This is a genomic window from uncultured Methanobrevibacter sp. (genome assembly GCF_902801725.1).
Classification (GTDB): domain Archaea; phylum Methanobacteriota; class Methanobacteria; order Methanobacteriales; family Methanobacteriaceae; genus Methanocatella.
The window spans coordinates 38,993-60,889 of record NZ_CADCJB010000009.1 but is presented as its reverse complement, the minus strand read 5'-3'; the positions used below and the strand labels follow the sequence as shown (position 1 = coordinate 60,889).

The following is a 21,897-nucleotide window of genomic DNA, read 5'->3' as shown; positions in this document are numbered from 1 at the left end:
TTAAAAAACGATCTATCTCATACATTTTATAGGAATTTGGTAAATGGTGATATAAAAAAATTAAAATAAGGAAAATAATTATTTCCTTATTTATCTGATTTTTACTGTTGATTTTATTGTGTCTTTATAATAGATTACAACAACGGCATATGTTTTTCCTTTTTTGAGTTTGTTAATGACATTCTTCTTAAGGGTTACCTGAGCGATTCCTTTTTTATTGGTTTTTGCTTTATAGGTTTTTCCATTAAATTTGAATTTAATGATTTTACCTTTAAGATGGTTTTTCAGCATTGCTGTAAGCACTAATTTTTTAGCTGATTTTCTAACTGTCTTTTTTGTTGTTTTAAGTACCTGGTTTACTTTTACAACATTTTTAACAGTTTGGCCGGCATAAGTTGCAGTTATTGTGTAAGTGCCTGGTTTAACGGTATTTGGTATTGCCAGTGATGCAGCACCGTTTTTATTTGTTTTAACTTTATATGCCTTCTTGTTAATTTTAACGCTAACAACTTTGTTTGCTCCAACCAATTTACCGTCATTGCCATAAACCTTGAAGTTATAGCGTGATCCGTCGAAGTAATACATTCTGATGTTTGAATTTCCGCTGAATCTTGAAACTACCTTGATTGTATTTGCACCTGTTTCACTGGTGGACGGATTAACGACGCTAATTTTCTGATTGGCTGTTAATTTAGTAAATTTTATGGTGACAAAACCGTTGCTGTCAGTTGTATATTTGCTAGTTTTGCCATTGACGGTCACAGTAATTGCAGTATTGTTTAAGGCATTGCCTTTTTTATCAAGCAATTGGATTTTATGGTTGTAGTTGCTGTTATAGCCTCTGGTTGCATCCTGAGATGAGATTGTGCTTTTGATTATAACATTGAAAGGATACTTGGTTCCATTGTAATTCACTTTTATATAGTATGTGCCGGGTTTTAAATCAATGCCAAGTTCTGCACTTCCATTTTCATCCGCTGTTACTGTTGCAGTAATGCCGTTGATTTCAAATATCACTTTGTCGCCAGGCTGAACGTTAGCAGTATATGGAGTATCATCACCGTAATATTTGACCAGATCGTCAGCGATATTCAAATCAGGAATTGTGTAAACTTTTAAAACCGCTACGCGTTGGGTGTTGGATAAATCCTCCCATGTTTTTCCGTCATCACTTTGGAATGTCACGTCCTTGTCAATAGGTGTCCTGCCGTCAGTTAATGCAGGGGCCTTATTCTTAAATATGACTTTAAAGGCATCTCCTTTTTTGATTTTTATGAATTTGTTTAATGGTATTGTAGAATATCCTCTGAATTCACTTGCGCCTTTATGAGTATATACTTCAACATCATTGACGAAAACTGAGAATTCGTAGTTTAAGTTAGAACTGTCGAAATAAGTTCCGACAGCAGCAATTAGGGCATCTTCTTCTGCAATATACTTGTTCATATAATAATTCGCATCTAGCAACACTAAATCTCCGCCGATATCGTGCTGATAAATCATGTCATAATTGATGTCATTCTTAATAATATAACCGGTAAGTTCTTTTTTGGATGCAAAACTTCCATCATAATAGGATATGTAGAAGTAGCCTTTGTCTCCCCATTCGCTGCCCCAGCTGTTTTTGATAATCCATGCGCCGTCACCTGGCGGTGTGATTGCAAAATTATCCTTGGAGTAATTGTCATCCCAACCGACCACACAAACCTTATGATTTTCGGTTGAGGATTCATTTATGTACTGTGCAGAAGTGTTTGTATTGAAATAGATTCCATCCTCAACTGCAAAGCATGAAACGGCTAAAGCGCCATAATCAATAATTGCCTTTTTGATTAAATAATTATCTGTTACATTATTTCTTGCAGGGACAAAAACCGCATCGAATATGTGGACATCATTGGGTGAAGATATAATCGGTGAAATTTTGCCCAATTCATCATAGCTATCGTATTCTGTAGGTGATATTCCAAGCCAACTAAGCAGATATCCTACTGCAGTATATAAGTCTCCCCCTTCTGTAATAGTGGAAACGCCATATTTTGAATATTTCAGCATTGAATTTTGCACATTGTTCTCGGAAAAGTCATAGGTGATATTCAGGTATCGCATCAATGATGATTCTAATGCGGCAACATTACCGAATGCCCAACAGGCACCCATATCCCCTTGTTTTTTAACTGGGGATACCCAATTGTAATCCCTCAAATCAAACCTTTCCGGCAGTTTATCATAATGGATTGTATTGTTGATAATAACAAACGGTTTTTGAGAACTCTTTACATTTGTTTCAAAATATGTGTTGTTTAAGGATAGGACATCATTGTTGAAATCGGTTCCATTTTGTGAATATCCATTGCCAAATACCATGCAGATGCTGGTGCTGTTTACAGTTGGGTTGTTAAAGTGGCATTCATTCAGGGTTAATTCTGATTCATAGCTGTAAATTGAAGATGCATTGCTTGCCACATTATTTTCAAGAGTACAGCCAATTAATTCTAATGATCCTTTATCATTAAATATTGCACCACCATTTGAAAATCCATCTGTTAAACCTTTATTTGAAATAAAACTGGAATTATCGATACTAACATAAGAATTTGAAGTATAAACAGCTCCTCCATCATAATCAGCAATATTTGAAGTGAAATTTGTATTGTTTATATTTAAAAGTCCTCCTAATTGAACAACGGCACCACCAAATTCAGAAGTGCAATCTTCAAAACGGGAATTGACAATATTCAGGTTTCCCCGTGGCAAGTCTCCATCTCCATTTATGTCGGCATAAATTGCACCCCCATTCTTTTCGCTGGTGGCATTTATAAATTCACAATCCTCAATGGAAAATTCTTTGAAAATCTTTTTTAAAGCTACAGCACCCGCTGTCTTATTCGCGTGCAAATTAACAAATTTGGAATTTTTAATTCTACCTTCACACTCTCCAATATACAGTGCAGGGCAATAATTTGATGTTAAATTATAAAAAGCAGAGTTCTGTATATCAACTGTACAAGAATTCAAATATATTAAACTCCAATCGAAGTAATCATCATTTTTAAAAGTTCCATCGTTAAGATATAATTCACTTCTATCTGCTAGGTAAATTGAAGAGCCGTATTTGGCATAATTATTGATAAACCTATCACCACTGCTGTTGTAAATGGATGATACTCCACAAATTGCACCGCCGCCTACGGCAAGATTGTTTTCAAAGGTAACATTGTTTGTTATTAATGTTGAATTTTTAATGAAAATGGCTGACCGATTTGCATTTTTAATAATCAGATTGTTCATTACAACGTTTGAAGAATCGACTGTAAAAATTCTTGTTAGGCCATTACCGTCTATGATATGGTTATTACCATTAATTGATAAATTTTTATTAGTTATCTCAATGCTTGAGAGAGCTTTGTCTTTTTTGATATCATAGGCATAATCCTGATCGATATCCATCTTCGCACTGCTTTGTGATATGCTTGCGTTCAAATCAATAAATGTGCCTGTTGAAGTCGAAACTAAATCAGGATTTCCTGATTCCAATTCTACATCTGTTCCAATATCCAAATCTGCAGTTTGATTTGCATCCTGGCTTGAAACGGCACCTATTGAAAAAATAAACACGAACAATATAATAATAGTTATTTTATATAATTTCAAGATTTATTCCTCCAATTTCTTTAATTATAAGTTATATCTAATAATTTATCATTGAAGGAATTAATAGTTTTAGATGTTGGAGGAATAAGTTAAAGGGAAGTAATTTTCTATAAATCAGCTATGTTGGGGTATGCTGATATAATCAATCTTCAACTTCTACAAGTTGAGGCAGTTCAAAAGTTTAATAAAAAAGATAGAATTCACAATTATAAAAAAATAATTTTCATATTGTTTTAATGTTTCTTTAATATCTGCACTATTGTAAAAATGCTCATTATTGATACTATCTCTTTAAAAATCTAATATAAAATTTTTTCATCTAAACAATGCATAAATATAATGGGTTCCATAATTGGTGACTTTCCAAATACTTTCGGGAACTTTAAATAGCTAAAAGCAGGTTACTTTGATTGGCCAAGAAGTATTTCAACAATGTGATTAAATGCTTCTTTTGCTTCTGGAACCATTGGATAAAGCGGATAAACGTGGCTCATTTTTTCTCCGACATTCAATTCAACATCAACGCCGTTATCCTTTAGCTTGTCATGAAATTTGACAACGTCTGAATATATTATTTCATGAGTTCCAATGAATATCGTAGTTTTTGGGAGTTTGCTCACTTCTCCAAACAATGGACTTACCTTATAGTCTTTCGGATCCAGGTCTCCTGCCCATGATTTTCCCATTTCGCGGGCGCCGTCCACTCCAAGCATAGGATCATATTCAACGTCGTCATAATTTCCGGACATTGATACGTCAACCCATGGTGATATTAGAATTATGTTATTTGGCTGGGGCAGGTTATTATTCCCCAAATATTCGCAGAATGCTGCAGTCAATCCGCCTCCGGCTGAATCTCCCATAATTGTGATGGGCTTTTTGATTGTTAGCAGATGGGCATATAACTTTTCAACAATTTCATATGTTTCTTCATAGGTGTGGTTTGGAGCAAGAGGGTATATTGGAGTAAATATGCATGCATTAACCTTTTTTGCGAGTTTGTCGCAAAAGGAAATGTGAGGTTGTCTGATTTCGTTTACATATATTCCTCCGTGAAGATATATGATCAGACGCTCTGTATTTTCAACATCATTAAATGTAACCATTTGGCATCCGAACATGTCTTTGCTTTCAACTTTTGTATGATATATCATTTTTGGAATTTTGTATTCTTCGTCTTCTTCAAGGGAACGTTCTTGCATATATTCGTCTGCCTTGGAGGCATCATCAATATATTCGCGGTGTTTTTTCTCGAGAATAGTTTCTATTATTTCTGATCTTTTTGACATTTTTCACACATCTATAATTTAATCTTACTATCAATTCATTGAATGTTTGATTTAAACATGGTTTTATTTTTATATAATTTTATACTTATAAATTAAAAAATTTGAGTTAAAAGCTTAAAGTTTCATTTAAATTTCGTTCAGAATAGTTACAATTAATATTTGAAACATCCAAAATTTTAGAAAAAATTAATATAAAGTAAAAAGATATATATTAATATCAATTAAAGGAGTTCAGTATTATGAATAATGATGAAATGTTGGCCCGTTTTGGAATTTCTTCAAGATTGGCTTACGGTCTACTTTTTCAAAGCATATTGGTAATATGTGTAGCCATAATCAGTATATGGGGTATGTTTGAATTAAGAATGGGATTTACTCTCAGTTATATAACAAATATTCTTTCATTTTTGGTTTGTATTGCTCTTTTAGTTTATTCATTTTATGGCTTTAATGCGAAAAGGAATCAGGAAGCTTTTTTCCTGTCTGCAGTAATTTTATATATTGTCGTGATTATATTTGGAATATTCGCCACTACGGTTGATTTTAAAAATCCTGTCGGCATGCTTACAGTGATAACACTAATCAGCATGATCTTTTTCCTTCATGAATATAGGGTAAACTATAAGGTTGCTAACTTTGCAATTTTAATATCTCTTATTTCCGGTGTTATTGTACTGATATTTAATATGATGGGGGGAATGCCTTGGTTTATTGCCCTTAAATACATTATTATTCCTGTTACAATTGCTTTGACTTACTTTGAAAGAGTTCAAAGAGGAAAATACGATTTCGCTGTTTAAAACTGTTAAACGGAGTTAATCTGAAGGTATTATTTGAACTTCCCATTAGATGGGAGTTCAAAATTACTTCAACGATTTTTTCTAATCAAAATAATTCACTTCAACCAGATGTCTGATTATTCTTGTAAGATACTCTTTGTCGCATTCAGGCCAGCTGAATCCAAATGTTTTAAGGATTTCCAATGTTTGCTCCTTCATTACAATTTCGTAGACATCACTTTCAACATCTTCTGTTTCTTTATTGTCTTCAGCAAAGTCATCAATGTTTAACTCAGCAGTAATCATTCCTTGAATGTTTTCGTCCATGTTCTTTTCATAGATTTTTCTGAACTCCTCAGGTGTGACTTCTTCAATGCCGAATCCGAATGAGTTGAGAACATTAATTATGTCTCTGAGTGGTATCGCCTTATCGCTGAAGGCATGGAATACTGTATTTTCTTTCGGTGCTTTTGCAAGTTCAAGTGTTGCCTTTGCCACATAATCGATTGGGCTTAATTCAGTAATTTCTTGAGATAAGGCAGGCATAGTTGCCTTGATGTTTTTAATGGCTCTTATAGTGTTTAGGAATGCATTCGTATCAAAGTTTTTCTGGAATGTTCCATCACTTTGACGCCCCATAAGGTTTCCTACCCTTATTATTTTTACATTAAGGCCGTTTAATGCCTTTTCAAGTACCATTCTTTCTGCTAAAAACTTACTCTTCAGGTATTTGTTGGACAGGTCTTGTCCCCAGTACAGTGTCTTTTCATCGCAGTGCACATCATTAATGTCTGCATCTTCTGTATATTCGTTCAATACGCTGACTGTGGATATCTGAACATATGTGATGTCGTTTACATCAGCGAATTCAAGTCCGTTGATTACTCCATCGACATTAACTCTGAAAATGTAGTCATCGTGTGTATAGTGTTTTACTATGGCTGCACAATTGATTATTGTATCAATTGGATAGTCTTCAAGCTTCTTGAAGTCATCCAGATTTGTTATGTCTCCTTCGCTTAGGATTATCCTTGATCCGATAAGGTCAGTTAAGTCCTCATCGAAGTAGTGGTTCATCAAATCTATTAAATGCTCTTCGCAGGTATCGAACTGGTCTTTTCTTAGCATACAGTAGATTGTTCCCTCTTCATTTTTGATGTATTCATATAATACGTGGATACCTAGGAAACCGGTTACTCCAGTAAGCAGTACGTTACCCAACTCTTGGTTTGTACCTTTTGCAAAGTTTTCAAAGGTGTTTTTCTCAAGAAGCTTGTTGATTTTGGTATAGTCATAGTTTTCAATGATTTCAACGTTCAGGTCATCTGAGATTTCATCTCCTGAAAGGAAGCTTGCCAGTTTTCTTGGAGTTTGGTTTCTGAAAACATCGTCATATTTCACGTCATAATCCTGTTTAAGTAATTCAATGATTAGTTTTGATGCGATAAGTGATGTTCCTCCTATTTCAAAGAAGTTATCCTCTGCACCGACGATTTCTATGTCGAGGATGGAGGAGTATATTGCACAGATTGTTTGCTCGAGCTTGTTTTTAGGAGGGACGTATGTAAGTTCAAGTTTAGGTTCAGGCAATGCTTTTACATCTGTTTTTCCGTTAGGAGTTTGCGGCATCTCTTCAATCTGCATGAAAACGGTCGGAACCATGTACTGTGTAAGTCTTTCGCTTAGGTATTCCTTGAGTGCATCCTTGTCGATTTCCTCTTCTGAGGTGAAGTATGCGCACAGATGCTCGTTGTTTCTGATTTTCTTGATTACGACAATGCCCTGTTTTATTTTTGGGAAGTTGGATATGTTGGATTCGATTTCTCCGATTTCTATTCTCAGTCCTCTGAGTTTGATTTGATTGTCGATTCTTCCGTAAAGTTCTATTTCACCGTCCGGTCTTGAGATTGCATAGTCTCCGCTTCTGTAGTATGGGATATCATTAATGGTCATGAATACTTCTTCGGTTTTGTCCGGCATATTGTAGTATCCTTTTCCTACACCGACTCCTCCAATGTATAGCTCTCCCATTACTCCGTAAGGCAGGAGTTTCCCGTCAATATCGCGCACGTCAGTTATATAGTTGTACATTGGGTATCCGACGGTTATGTCATTGACATCTGTGACTTCTTTAATGTTTGATGTGATTGTGGTTTCTGTTGGTCCGTAACCATTGTATACAACAGCGTCGGAGTGTTTTTTGAAGTTTTCATATACTTTGGTTGAGAACTGCTCTCCTCCAAGGAATAGGCATTTCAGGCAGCTTATTGCTTCACAGAATTCATCCGCTTCGAGGTGTGAAGCCATTCTGGATGGTGTAAAGTCAGCTACTTCTGGTTTGTGTTCCTTGATTAGTTCTGTTAGTTCAGGTATGTTTTTGATTTGTGAATCGTTTGCAAATACCAGTTTGATTCCATGTGTAAGTGATGTAAATATGTCCTCCATAGCAACGTCAAAGGCAATTGTTGTAATGCATAATATGCTTTTGTATTGTGCTTTTGGGTTTTCCACTTCGTTACAGATGTTTTCGTGTGAAATCATCACTCCTTTAGGATTTCCTGTTGAACCTGATGTGTAAATCATGTATGCCAAATCATCAGGATCAAGTTCAATATTTGTGTTGTCTGTATTGTTCTCTTCAAGCAATTCTTTAACGGATAGTGAATTTAGGTCAAGGCCATCGTAGTCAATCCTTTCTTTAGGGAACTTTAAATCGAGTGGTATGAAGGCACAACCTGCTTTTAATACACCGATTATTGAAGCAATCAGGTCACTGTTACGGGGAAGCATTATCAATATGTTGCTTCTAGGTTTCACACCTTTTTTGATAAGCGCATTTGCTATGCGGTTTGACTTTTTGTTGAGCTCATCATATGACAGTATTTTGTCAGTTGCAACAAGTGCGATTTCATCAGGTTTTTCTTTCGCTTGCGCTTCGAAACGCTTGTGGAGGAATGGATTGATTACTTCTTCAAATTCAACTGGAATCATGTTGGTTGCAAGCTCAATATCTTCAATTCTTAATTTGTCCATATCGTTTACGAAGAATTGAACCAATATGTATTTTATTGCGTTTAAAAAGTCTTTGGCATAGTCTTTAGTATAGATTTGGTCATTGTACTCAATTAAAATTCCAATGTCGTCTCCATCATCATAAATGTCTAAATTGAGCTTGTAGTCTGTTGCCACGGTTCCGTCAAGCTCTTCCATGGCGTATTTATTTCCTCCCATTTCCAAACTATCGGTTTCAAACGCTCCGTGATATGCATAGAAGAATTCCGGTTTCAATTGATATTCCTCGGAAAGTGTGGTGTAGGGGTAGTTGCTGTGTACCAGCGCATCTTTCCATGATTTGTCGACCACTTTGATGAAGTCTTCAACCATCATTGACCTGTTTTCGCTGCCTACCATGATTGGGAGTGTTTTTACAAGCATTCCCTGAGTATTGTAGTAGTTGGAGTTGGATCTTCCGTTGAAGATTGTAGTTATCAGTGCCTTGTCGGAGAATGTAAACTTGTTAAGTGCTAGGATTGTAGCGCTCATGAAGAGAACATTTGGACTTATGGAATGGTCTTGACAGAAGTGTCTTACGAAGTGGGAGTCGATTCTGTCGCCGATAAGTTTGATTTTGCCTTCATCCGGATTTCCGTTTATGTTTGGAGTAAGTACGGTGGATTCGAATCCTTGAGCAAACCTCTTTTTGTAATACTCTTTTGAAACTTCATTTTCGCCGAGTTCAGCTTCAATTAGGCTATAAGCATATCCGTCTACAGTTTCTTTATCGATTTCTTCATGATTGTAAGCCTGCAGCATGTCTTTGAAAAGAAGGTCCTGTGATACTCCATCAGTTATGATGTGGTGAATATCTGTGAAAAGCACTGTTTCATCTGGAGTCTTGTAAATCTTGAATCTGAACAGCTGATTATCTTCAATCGGAATGAATTGGACGTCTTTATCCATCATCTCTTTATTTGAAATGGAGTCAATTTCCACGATTTCAATTTCATCAATTTCAGCATCGTCACATCTTTTCTGTCTCAATTCACCATTGGGGGTGGTAATTATTCTTGTTTTAAGATATGGATGCGCTTCAACAGTATCTATTATTGCCTGTTTAAGTCTGTATGCGTCAATATCACTGCCAAAGCGTATGCAGGAAGGAATTGTGTACTTGATTTCTTCGGTTTGCTTACATTCATAGTAGATTCCTAACTGGTTGGATGTCAGCGGGAACAGATCCATTGTTTCTGCAGTCTTGATGATTTCTGGAATGTCAATCTGGGTGTCTATGTTGTTGTCAACCTTATCTGCAAGGCTTTGGATTGTCGGATTGTTGAATAAATCTGTTATCTCAATGTTTACGTCAGTCACGTTGTAAATCATTGAATTTAATTTCATCAGCGTTAGTGATGTGAATCCTAAAGCGTACAAGTCGTCTGTAATACCGAATTCATCTGCACTTGTAAGTGATGAAACGAGCTTGAATATCTTTTTCTCGGTTTCTGTCTCAGGTTCAACAAAATTAAGCGCCAATGAAGGTTCAGGCAATGCCTTGATGTCTGTTTTACCGTTCGGTGTTTGAGGCATTTCATCAATCTGCATGAAAACTGTTGGAACCATATATTTGGTCAGCTTGTTTTGCAGGTAACGTTTAAGGAGATTAATGTCGATATCTTCCTCTCCAGTAAAGTAAGCGCATAGATGTTCGCTGTTGTTGATTTTTTTGATTACAACAGCAGTATTTTTAATTTTAGGGAATCGGGTAATGTTAGCTTCAATTTCTCCGATTTCTATTCTCAATCCTCTGAGTTTGATTTGATTGTCTATTCTTCCTTTGATGTCGATTTCAGCGTTCGGTTTTTCTATTGCGTAGTCTCCGCTTCTGTAGTACGGAATGTTGTTGATGGTCATGAATACCTCTTCGGTTTTGTCCGGCATGTTGTAATATCCTTTACCTACGCTGACGCCTCCGATGTACAGTTCTCCCATTACTCCCTGCGGCAAGAGTTTACCGTCAATATCGCGCACATCAGTTATATAGTTCTCTAATGGCAAACCTACAGTTATATCATTAACATCGGTGATTTCCTTATTATTTGAGGTAATTGTAGTTTCTGTTGGTCCGTAACTGTTGTATACGATTGCATCAGAGTGTTTTCTGAAGTTTTCATATACATTGGTTGAGAACTGCTCTCCTCCGAGGAATAGGCATTTTAAGCAGCCGATTACTTCGCAAAATTCAGGCACTTCCAGATATGATGCAAGTCTTGAAGGTGTAATTTCGGATACTTCCGGTTTTTCGCTTTCGATTAGCTCTATTAATTTTGGAATGTTTTTGATTTGAGTGTCACTTGCAAGAATAAGTTTCAGTCCGTTTGAAAGGGATGTTAGCATGTCGTCTACAGATACATCGAATGATACTGTTGCAAGACAGAGCAGGCTTTCGTATTGTGATTTTGGATTTTGAACTTGGTTACAAATGTTTTTGTGTGATATCATTACTCCTTTTGGATTTCCGGTTGATCCTGATGTGTAAATCATATACGCTAAGTCATTCGGTGTAATTTCAACATCCGGATTTTTGATGTTTTCCTCTTCAAGCAGTTCTTTGATGTCTAATGAGTTGTCATAAGTTTCATTGGATATGATGTAGTCTGACTGACTGTTTTCATAGATGTAATCAATCCTTTCCTTAGGATATTCCAGATCTATTGGGATGTATGCGCATCCTGCTTTTAAGACACCGAGTATTGCTGCTATCATATCGCTGTTTCTTGGAAGCATTACTAAAACATTATTTCTTGGCTCAACTCCACGTTTAATCAAGGCGTTGGCAACCCTGTTACTTAATTCATTCAATTTTCTGTAAGTGTATTTTTCTTCATTTGAAACCAGTGCAATTTCGTCAGGTATGCTTTCAACTTGTTTTTCAAAGCGTTTATGGATTAATGGGTTTTTTACAGGAGTAAATTCAACTAATTCTGATTCACTTTCCAGTTCTATTTCATTAATCATTAACTTGTCAATGTCACTTTTAATGAATTGGTTTAAGACAAGTTTAAGTGAATCAAGGAATTTTTGGATGTAATCTTTACTATACAACTGGTCGTTATAATCTAATTTGAATTTGATGTTGTCTTCATATGCGAAAATATCTAAATTAATTTTATATGCAGTTGCTGAAATGTCATCAGAACTTAATTCATATCCTTCATAAGCCTTGTCGTTTATTGTTACTTCTTCCGATTTAAGGAATTCCTGATATGAGAAGAAAAATTCTGGTTTTAATTGGTATTCTTCAGCAAGGGTAGTATATGGGTATCCACTATGCTTTATTGTTTCTTTCCATATTTCATCAATGCCTCTGATGAATTCTTTTATAGTAGCTTTTCTGTTTTTGCTGCGGAATATTAATGGAAGTGTTTTAACAAGAAATCCTTGTGTATTGTAATAATATGGGTTGGACCTTCCATTGAAGATTGTTGTTATCAGTGTCTTATCGCTGAATGTGAACTTATTCAATGTCAATGCGAGTGCAGACAGAAACAACGCATTTTGACTCAATGAATAATCATTACAGAACTCCTTAATGTTTTTCGGATTGATTTTTTGGATGACAGTTTTCAGTTCACCCTCATCCGGGTTTCCATTAAGGTTTGGTGTGAGAACTGTTGATTCGATATCCTGTGAGAGCTTTTCATCAAAGAATTCCTTGGATTTTTCGTATATTTCACTGTTTTTAGCATCATCTTCAATGAGGCTGTATATATAGCCGTCTACAATCTCTTCTGACATGTCTTTGTTTTCATATTCGTTTGCAACATCTGTAAAGAAGTTGATTTGTGACTCACCGTCTGTTATAATGTGGTGGAAGTCACTAAACAGTACTGTTTCACAGGCTGTTTCGTATATCTTGAATCTGAATAATTGTTCATCACCAAAATTAAACGCTTTCACGTCATTTTTGATGATTTCATCGTCTGTTATTGAATCGACTTTAACGATTTCGATTTCGTCTATGTCGGCTTCATTGTTTTTATATTGTTTCAGTGAACCGTCATCTGTGGTTATGATTCTGGTTTTGATGTATGGGTGGGCTTCCACGGCTTTGATTATGGATTTTTTCAATTTTTCTGCATCTACTGTACTGTCAAGTCTTAAGACTGTTGGCATCGTGTATTTTATTTCATCTGGACTTTGCATGCATTCATAGTATACTCCCAACTGATTGTCAGTTAATGGGAAGTATTCCAGTTTGTCTGCTAATTTGGTAAATTCTTCTAAATCTAGCCTGTCGTAGCCCTCTTTTATTTGCAATGCGAGCTTTCTGATGGTTGGATCGTCGAATAATTGTGAAATGTCTATATTAACTCCTGTTTCTGTATAGATTAATGAGTTGAATTTCATCAATATCAGTGATGTAAATCCGATTGCATATAAGTCATCTGTTACACCGAACTTATTAGTATTTACAAGCTCTGATGCGATTTTGAAGAGTATTTGTTCGGTTTCGTTTTCAGCTTCCACATATTCCAGGTCCAATTTCGGTTTAGGCAATGCTTTTATGTCTGTCTTTCCGTTTGGTGTTTGTGGCATTTCATCAAGCTGCATATATGCAGTAGGTATCATATACTTGGTTAACTTGTCTTTAAGGAAGTCTTTTAATTCGAATGTATCAATTTCATCGTCAGCAGTATAATATGCACATAAATGATCGTTATTGTTGATTTCCCTGATTACGACAACAGCCTGTTTTACAGAAGGGAATCTGTTAATGTTGGACTCGATTTCTCCAATTTCTATCCTCAATCCCCTTAATTTGATTTGATTGTCGATTCTTCCAAGGAGTTCTATTTCACCGTCCGGCCTTGAGATTGCATAGTCTCCGCTTCTGTAGTATGGGATGTTATTGATGGTCAGGAACACTTCTTCGGTTTTATCCGGCATGTTGTAGTATCCTTTACCTACACCAACGCCTCCAATGTATAGCTCTCCCATTACTCCGTAAGGCAGGAGTTTTCCATCGATATCACGCACGTCTGTGACGTAGTTGTATAGTGGATATCCGACTGTTATGTCGTTGACATCTGTGACTTCCTTGTTGTTTGATGTAATTGTGGTTTCTGTTGGTCCGTAACTGTTGTATACGATTGCATCAGAGTGTTTTCTGAAGTTCTCGTATACTTTGGTTGAAAACTGCTCTCCTCCAAGGAATAAACATTTAAGGCAGCGTATTGCTTCACAGAATTCATCCACTTCAAGATGTGATGCCAGTCTGGATGGTGTGAACTCAGCAACTTCCGGTTTATGTTCATTTATTAGTTTAGTCAATTCAGGAATGATTTTGATTTGTGAATCGTTTGCAAATATGAGTTTTATTCCGTTTGCAAGCGCTACGAAAATATCATCCATTGCCACATCGAAAGAAATTGTTGCAATACATAGTAAGCTTTCATATTGTGATTTTGGGTTTTCCACTTCATTACAGATGTTTTCATGTGAAATCATTACTCCTTTCGGATTTCCGGTTGAACCTGAGGTGTAAATCATATAGGCCAAGTCATCCGGCGTGATTTCAACATCAGGAGTTTTGGTATTTGTTTCCTTGAGAAGTTCCTTGATATTTAAGGCGTTTTCTTTATCCTCTTCGGAAATGATGTAGTCCGCCTGACTGTTTTCATAAATATAATTGATTCTGTCCTGAGGATATTCAAGGTCTATTGGAATGTATGTGCTTCCTGCTTTCAGTATACCTAATATTGATGCTATTAAATCGCTGTTTCTGTGAAGCATTACAAGGACATTGCTTTTTGGCTTGACTCCTTTTTTGATTAATGCGTTTGCAATTTTGTTTGCCTTTTGATTAAGTTCCTCATTGGTTAATGTGGCATCTTCTGCAACAAGTGCAATTCCTTTAGGATTTGATTCAACTTGCTTTTCAAAGCGCTTGTGGATAAACGGATTTTCCACAGGAGTGAATTCAGGTATTTCATAATTCCTGTTCAGTTCAATTTCACTGATACTTAAATTTCCGGTATCGTCATTAATGAACTGAGTTATAATGCTCAAAACACTGTTCAGGAATACTTTAATGTATTTTTCACTGTATAGCTGATTGTTGTACAGTATGGATAATTCAATATTGTCTTTACTTTCATTAATGTCAAAAGTGACTTTATAATCTGTCTGTTGGGTTTCTAAATGAATATACGGATATTCATTACCGTTTACGGTGATAACCTGCTCATCACGATTATTGTAGGTGTACATGAATTCAGGTTTTAGTTGAAACTCTTCGGCAATTTTAATATACGGATAATCTGCATGCTGTATTGTTTCTTTCCATATTCCATCAATTTGAGTTAAAAACTGCTTAACGGTAATGTCTCTATCTTCATTGATGGACAGCAAAGGCAATGTTTTGACTAAAAAGCCCTGTGTATTGAAGTAATTTGGGCTTGATCTGCCATTGAATATGGTTGTTATTAAGGATTTGTCTGAAAATGTGTACTTGTTCAGGTTCAATACGGTACTTGCCATGAATAATACGTTAGGACTTATTCTTTCATTGGCACAGAATTCTCTAATCAGCTTTGGATTGATATTTTTGGATATTGACACCAATTCACCCTCTTCTTCATTTCCATTTAAATCAGGTGTCAGAACTGTTGAGTCAACTTCCTGTGTCAGTAGCTCATGGAAATATCTTTCAGAAGCTATGTATTCCGCACTGTTTTCATTTTCCGCTTCAAGCAATGCATTGACATATCCGTCAAAAATTTCACTTTCAATCTCTTTGCCTTCATAAGCATAAGCAAAGTTTCTGAATAGTCTGTCGATGGATTCACCGTCTGTTATCAGGTGATGAATGTCAAAGAACAATATGATTTCATCATCAGTTACATAAATTTTTGCTCTGAACAGTTGGCCTCCTAACAGGTCGAATCTTTCGGTATTGAGTTTTTGAATTTCCTCATCGCTGATGGATGGCACTTCAACAATCGGTATGTCATCGATTGCTATTGAATCATCACGCTTATGCATTAGCTGGTCACCATGCATGACGATTCTGGTTTTAAGGTAAGGGTAGGCATCGATAGTTTTGATGATTGCCTCTCTTAATATTTCACCATCAACAGTTTTGTCAAATTTGATTAGACTTGGAAGGTTGTACTGCGGTTCGTCGGGTTTTTGAGCGCATTCGTAGTATACTCCCAATTGATTTGCGGTCAATGGAATATACATTGCGTTTTTAGCATCCTCCATAATCTTATCTAAATCGCCGGATTTTGTATTTTCAATTTGATTTGCAATGTTTTTGATTGTTGGATTGTCGATTAATTTTGAAATGTTTAAATTAATGCCTGTTTCATTATAGATTGCGGCATTAAGTTTCATGAATGTTAATGAGGTAAATCCGATTGCATATAAATCGTCAGTTACACCGAATTCGGTGATTTCTGAAATGGATGAAGCTATTTTGAATAATGTTTTTTCCGTTTCACTCTGCGGCGGAACCAATTCCAAATTAAGTTTTGGTTTTGGAAGTTCTCTGATGCTTATTTTTCCATTTGGTGTTTTTGGCAGTTCGTCCAGTTGCATAAACACAGTTGGAATCATATATTTTGTTAATCTTTCTTTTAAGAATTCTTTTAGTTCATTGGAGTTGATCTTCTTTTCGGAGGTGAAGTATGTGCACAGATGGTCTTCGTTGTTGATTTTTTTAATCACAACGATGTTTTCATTTATATTTGGATATTTTGAAATGTTTGATTCTACTTCTCTGATTTCTATTCTCAATCCCCTGAGTTTGATTTGATTGTCTATTCTTCCTTTTAATTCAATTTTGCCGTCGGGGGTTTCTATTGCATAATCTCCGGTTTTATAGTATGGTATTCTGTTTATGGTTAGGAATGATTCATTTGACTCGTCATCTAAGTTATAATATCCTTTTGCAATTCCGTTTCCCCCGATATAGAGTTCACCCATCACTCCCTGAGGCACTATTTTCCCGTCAATGTCTCTAACATCGGATATTGCATTATGAACGGATTTTCCAATAGTCAAATCATTGTTTGGATTGGTTATTTTTTCCAATGTTGCAAATCCTGTGGTTTCTGTAGACCCATAACCAATATAAACATTTGTTTTATCACATGGTAATTTGGATAGGACATCCATTGTCACCATTTCTCCACCAATGGTGATGTAGTTTATTGATGAAAGCTCTTTTGTGAATGATTCATACTCCAGAGATTGTTTAAGACGTGAGGGAGTTGTAAAAGTAATGGCATCAGGTTTTTCACTTTCTATCAGTCGGGTCAATGATTCTATGTTTTCTATTTCATTGTCATTGGCAAGTATTAATGTGGTTCCAAATGTAAGGCTCATGAAATCGACTAAAAATGCAACAAATGATACTGTAGAAATTCCAAGATTCCTGTTCATTTTCACGTATTCATTATAGATTTCATTGTTTTCATCTTTTGAAAACACACTTGTGATATTTTTATGGCTTCCCATCACTCCTTTAGGATTTCCAGTAGAACCTGATGTATAAATGACATAAGCTAAATCGTCAGGTTTGATGTTAACGTCAGGGTTTTCGCTGTTTTCTTCTTTGAGTAATTCACTGATATTGATTGAATCTTCTAAATCACGGTCGGTAATTATGTAATCCGCTTTGCTGTTTTTGTAAATGTATTCTATTCTTTCTTTTGGATATGACGGATCAATCGGAATGTAGGTGCAACCTGCTTTTAGAATACCCATAATTGATGCAATCAAATTGCTGTTTCTTGGAAGCATTACCAAAACATTGCTTTTAGGTTTTACACCCTTTTTGATAAGTGCATTGGCGATTTTGTTGGATTTTTTATTAATTTCGCTGTAGGTTAATCTTTCGCCGTTTGATATGAGTGCTGTGTGGTCAGGATTTGCTTCAACTTGCTTTTCAAAGCGCTTGTGGATGAATGGAATTTCCACTTCCTTAAATTCCTTGCTTTCTTCTTTTTTAATAAGTGTGATGTCTGATAAGGTTGATTTTGAAGTGTCGATTGACAGAATTTGGTTTATGATTGTGGCGATGCTTTTCAAGAAGAGATTGATGTATTCATTGGAGTATAACTGGTCATTGTAATGGGAGGATAATACGAACTCTTCGGCTGTTTTTTGAATGTTCAGGTAAAAATTATATTCGCGTTTGAATGAATTGAGATTTAGGTCTTTATTGAAGGCATAATAGAATTCGGTCTTTAAGTCATATTCATCAATTATTTTATCAGTTGAAAATTCGCAATATTTTAAATTTTCCAGATAATCGTTTTGGATTTGAATTAGGTAGTCTCTAATTGTTATTTTCCTGTTTTCAAATTTTGTTGTAAAGATTATATTGTTTTCATGGAAAATTAGATTTTTATTGGAGAAATTAAATTTATTCAAAGTTGTTAATGTGCTTGCTAAAAAAAGTATATTTTCGCTAATTGAATTTTCTTTGCAAAATTCTTTAATTTTATTATTTTTTATTTTTAATTCATTTTTATTTAATTTAATTTTTTCATTACCTGTTAAATCGGGATTAAGCATTGTAGATTCGTCAAAATCATTGATTTGCCTTAAAAAATATCTGTTATAATTTATATTTCTGTCGACCATATTATCCCTTTCATCATTTAAAGAATATGTGTCTTTTGAGTTAAATAAATGGTATGCTATTTCATTTATTTTAATTAAAAATCGAAAATAAAATTAATTTAATGTTGGAAATTGAAATAAGCATTATACGTTTTATCCAAAGTTGTGGAAATGATAAAAAATATTCAGTTAAAATACAAAATTATTGCTATATAAAAATAAAAAAATAGATAAAACTATATATTTTTTTGAAAATTAAATAATTATAAATATAATTTTCAGGTTATATATTAATATAAATGCAAGGGGGTGAAAATTTTGGATAAGAAAAAAGTATTAGTTCTTGCATTGTTCTTGGTCGTAGTTGTTTCTACAGTGGCTGCCATTAGTGCAACTGAAGAATTAACTTTAGAAGGCATTAAATTCAAAATTCCTGATGGATACAGTTCTATTGAAAAAGAAACAGATGTAAGTGATTCTAATGATGTAGAAGATATTGACGGCACAGCTGTTGATAGTGAAAAAACTTCCGAATATAGTAATGCCGCTGGCGATGAATTGGAAATTCAGGTAGGTTCAAAAAACAATCAGAAAATTGATTCAATCAATCCTGGCGGTGATAAGAAAAATATCGCCGGCAAAGATGGATTCCTGATTAAGGATATGGATGATGGTAAGAACAAATATAAGTTTGAATACTTGCAGGACGGTAAAATAGTTAAAATTACTGCTGTTAGTGAAGATATTATCGGTCAGGTAATGGTATAGAGTTTTACCATTTTTTTATTTTTTTCTGTTTAGAATATTTATCTGCTGAAATATTCAGTTCAAATCCCTAAATATTAAATTTTTCTAATTTTTTTATTTCTACATTTTTAAAAGATTTTATCTGGTTAAACTTGTTATTTAGAAGCAGCAATAGTATTTCTAATGTTTTTTCAATTCCATTTTCGCTACGCTGAAATAATTTTTCGCTGTCCTTTTCACATAAATCTGCATAAATATCTGTTGTTGTCGTAATTTCGTAGTTGTCTGTTATTATTGATATTCCACCATGTCCAATGCCTGCTGTTGTTCCAATGGCTATGTCACAACCGCTCAATTCCTTTACAGCTTTTGCCATAATTTTACTCACGGCCTTATCTCCTGCTTCATCATAAACCTTTATGCCTTTGATTAGCTTATCTGGTTTTGGGGGATTTTCAACATTCAATACCTTTTCCATGGCTTCAATTGTTGGAATAAATAAGCTGCAGGTTACGCTAAGGTCATTATAATCGAAATCACCATATTCTTCTATGTTTTCAATGTATTCTAATCCAAAGATTCCTTCATAACTTTGAGCCAGTGCATGCAGTTCCCTTCCAATTTTGCCTTGTGTAAAACATTCTGCTGTTGCTATTTTGATCATAGTTTATCATCCAATAACTTCAATGCATTCATTGTAATGGTATTTGCAACTTCATCTAAAGTATATGGTGTTATAGGTTCTCCATCTCTTATGAATTTGTTTGTTGTTAAAAGCAAATGATTTTCTGTTATTCCCTGTTTTCTTAACTCTTCAACAGCGGGATTGGTGTCATCATATTCTGAAATGTCTTTGATTTCAATATTTTCATTTCCATATCCGAATATTCCTGCTGTTCCAATGGTCTTCGCCCCTCTTTCATGTGCATGCTTTATTATTTTGGCTGCGGTAGGTATGGTATTTCCGCCAGCGATGACAATGATTACAACATCTCCCTCAATCAAATCTGTATTTTCCTCTGTAATATATTCCGGATAGCTTAAAACTTCTCTGAATTCTTTTTTGTGGGTGCATAGCTGTTTAATGAAATCAGGTTTGTTTTGACCTATTTCAGCTCCAAGAAGTGTAAAAATTACATCTCCTCCATCTACTTTCTGACCGTCAAAAGCACCTATTGTTCTTGGCCCACCTCTGTGAACCTGCATTAGGTTTATTCCAATTCTCAAACCTAATCTTCCGCATCCAATTAAGTCAATCCTGCCGTGAGGGACTTGTCTGTCTTCCATTTTTTTGATTTCGTCATTTGTCATTTTATCACTTCTATAGGGTTTTTGTCGATAACTTCAGTATTAATATCAAGTTCTTTTAAGAGGTCTTCAAGAGCATACAATCCCGGAACTTCGCTTTCATGGTGGGTTAGGTCAATCAATGTAATTTTTAAATTTTTGGCAAGAATTGCAGTTTCCTGCGTCATGTCTCCTGATATTAAAATATCTAAATTTTTTGCTTTGGCTAATTTTATATAATCTGGGTTTTTTAAACCAAAACCGGATACGATTCCAACTTTTCCTATTGTCTTTTCATCATCTAAGCTATTTACGATTCGCACATGGTTGAAATTGTTTAAAATATTATTTTGCAGTTCAATGAACTTCTGATTTGTTTTACAGATTCTTCCGATATTTGTATTGTCATCAAAATAACTAATAACCTCCAAATCTAGTGCTTTTGCCAATGCATCATTTGCACCGCCATCTGTTATATCCCAATTTGAATGTATTGTGTAAGTCGGTGTTTTTGGAATGAATAATGGTGAATGATGGGTTATTATCAAAGTATTTTCGCTGTTATCATCATCTTCGGGCAGTAAATCCATATAGAGCTTAATTAATTCAATATTCAGTGATAAATCATAATCTTTTTTAAATCCGATTTCATCATTTTCCAAAGCCAAGGATTTAGGAATTTTCTCTTCCAAAAAGTCAATTATTTCTTTAAGTTTCATTTAAATCATTCTTGAGGTAATTTTATTCAGCTCTTCACTGATGATGTCATCGCAATTGAACGGTCTGATTGTGGACACCTTCAGGGCATTTGCATTTGCAAGTTCAATAAATTTATCAATATCTTTTTCTTTAAAAATGACCTCTTCAAAAAAGCCCATTTCACATGCGCTATATAGAGTACCTTCCTTTTCAAGGCATCTGTTCAAAACTTTTGTCAAAAGGCCTATTGTCAATGTCATTGTTCCGGATGTTTTCGTATTTATACCTTCGGTTTTTATTATTGCCTTATTTGGGGATTTGACTGCACTTAATCTTTCGTCAATGTTGTTTTTATCCTTCAAAAGGATATCATTGTCTTCAGCAATCGGATCTTCTATTATGAATGCATCAACATCAAATTTTGAGGACTGCTCAACATTGATGCCACCAAAACCTGTTGTGTCAATTACAACATCTCCGGAATAGATTAAATCGAGGTCGGATGAAAAATCAACATTGTTTTTTAGCTCACCTCCAACATCTGTATAAAGCAAGCCTTCCAAATGAGGATAGATATCAATCAATAATATGTTTTCATATTTTTTGCTTAATTTTTTAACAATTCCTACTCCTGTAAAATATGTTCCGATAACAATTATTTTGGCATCTAAGGAAAAATTTAAACTTTCAATGTAGTTGAAAACAGCTTCTGACTTTTTTGAAATAATTTCATTAAATATATCAATTAGTTTGGTTTCAGATTTAATTGTAAGTACTTCAGATGTTATTCCAGTATCGATATCCATGTT

The 21,897-nt window shown here is 34.8% G+C and carries 9 protein-coding genes; 2 read left to right on the top strand and 7 right to left on the bottom strand.

Translation table 11 applies throughout. The annotated features are described in order from the left end of the window. Positions 1-90: 90 nt before the first annotated feature. Positions 91-3,654, bottom strand: coding sequence for a C1 family peptidase (locus tag QZV68_RS02985; RefSeq protein ID WP_296878445.1), 3,564 nt, complete (start codon positions 3,652-3,654; stop codon positions 91-93). A gap of 401 nt (positions 3,655-4,055) precedes the next feature. After that, the gene (locus QZV68_RS02980; RefSeq protein ID WP_296878443.1) at positions 4,056-4,943 is read right to left on the bottom strand and encodes an alpha/beta hydrolase; all 888 of its coding nucleotides are present in this window, start codon (positions 4,941-4,943) and stop codon (positions 4,056-4,058) included. A 239-nt stretch (positions 4,944-5,182) separates the two neighbouring features. On the opposite strand from QZV68_RS02980, the gene QZV68_RS02975 reads away from it, so the two are divergent. Then, positions 5,183-5,743 (top strand): hypothetical protein, encoded by a 561-nt coding sequence (locus tag QZV68_RS02975; RefSeq protein ID WP_296878441.1) that lies wholly within the window; start codon positions 5,183-5,185, stop codon positions 5,741-5,743. Positions 5,744-5,824: 81 nt separating this feature from the next. On the opposite strand, the gene QZV68_RS02970 is transcribed toward QZV68_RS02975, so the two are convergent. Beyond that, positions 5,825-18,376 carry a non-ribosomal peptide synthetase gene (locus QZV68_RS02970; protein WP_296878439.1) on the bottom strand — a complete coding sequence of 4,184 codons (12,552 nt, stop codon included), beginning with the start codon at positions 18,374-18,376 and terminating at the stop codon, positions 5,825-5,827. Between the two features lie 297 nt (positions 18,377-18,673). On the opposite strand from QZV68_RS02970, the gene QZV68_RS02965 reads away from it, so the two are divergent. Beyond that, positions 18,674-19,123: a hypothetical protein gene (locus QZV68_RS02965; protein WP_296878437.1), complete on the top strand. Its 450-nt coding sequence runs from the start codon at positions 18,674-18,676 to the stop codon at positions 19,121-19,123. Between the two features lie 67 nt (positions 19,124-19,190). Here QZV68_RS02965 and QZV68_RS02960 read toward each other — a convergent pair whose 3' ends face one another. From QZV68_RS02960 to QZV68_RS02945, 4 genes are read right to left on the bottom strand one after another with little or no spacing between them, the layout of a single operon-like run. Then, complete coding sequence (locus tag QZV68_RS02960; RefSeq protein WP_296878435.1) at positions 19,191-19,766, bottom strand: FeGP cofactor biosynthesis protein HcgF family protein; 576 nt, start codon at positions 19,764-19,766, stop codon at positions 19,191-19,193. Then, positions 19,763-20,413 carry a hypothetical protein gene (locus tag QZV68_RS02955; protein WP_296878432.1) on the bottom strand — a complete coding sequence of 217 codons (651 nt, stop codon included), beginning with the start codon at positions 20,411-20,413 and terminating at the stop codon, positions 19,763-19,765. Before QZV68_RS02955 ends, QZV68_RS02960 begins: the two co-directional genes overlap by 4 nt. Further along, a complete protein-coding gene (locus QZV68_RS02950; protein ID WP_296878430.1) occupies positions 20,410-21,108 on the bottom strand; it encodes a Nif3-like dinuclear metal center hexameric protein in 699 nt (232 codons plus the stop codon). The genes QZV68_RS02955 and QZV68_RS02950 overlap by 4 nt, the downstream gene beginning before the upstream one ends. Further along, the gene (locus QZV68_RS02945; protein WP_296878428.1) at positions 21,109-21,894 is read right to left on the bottom strand and encodes an SAM-dependent methyltransferase HcgC family protein; all 786 of its coding nucleotides are present in this window, start codon (positions 21,892-21,894) and stop codon (positions 21,109-21,111) included. It abuts the gene before it with no gap. Positions 21,895-21,897: the final 3 nt, after the last annotated feature.

What these genes read in the sequence shown, in the direction of transcription:
- QZV68_RS02970 (WP_296878439.1), bottom strand. Translation starts at nt 18,376, where the DNA reads ATGGTCGACAGAAATATAAATTATAACAGATATTTTTTAAGGCAAATC.
- QZV68_RS02975 (WP_296878441.1), top strand. Translation starts at nt 5,183, where the DNA reads ATGAATAATGATGAAATGTTGGCCCGTTTTGGAATTTCTTCAAGATTG.
- QZV68_RS02960 (WP_296878435.1), bottom strand. Translation starts at nt 19,766, where the DNA reads ATGATCAAAATAGCAACAGCAGAATGTTTTACACAAGGCAAAATTGGA.
- QZV68_RS02955 (WP_296878432.1), bottom strand. Translation starts at nt 20,413, where the DNA reads ATGACAAATGACGAAATCAAAAAAATGGAAGACAGACAAGTCCCTCAC.
- QZV68_RS02980 (WP_296878443.1), bottom strand. Translation starts at nt 4,943, where the DNA reads ATGTCAAAAAGATCAGAAATAATAGAAACTATTCTCGAGAAAAAACAC.
- QZV68_RS02950 (WP_296878430.1), bottom strand. Translation starts at nt 21,108, where the DNA reads ATGAAACTTAAAGAAATAATTGACTTTTTGGAAGAGAAAATTCCTAAA.
- QZV68_RS02945 (WP_296878428.1), bottom strand. Translation starts at nt 21,894, where the DNA reads ATGGATATCGATACTGGAATAACATCTGAAGTACTTACAATTAAATCT.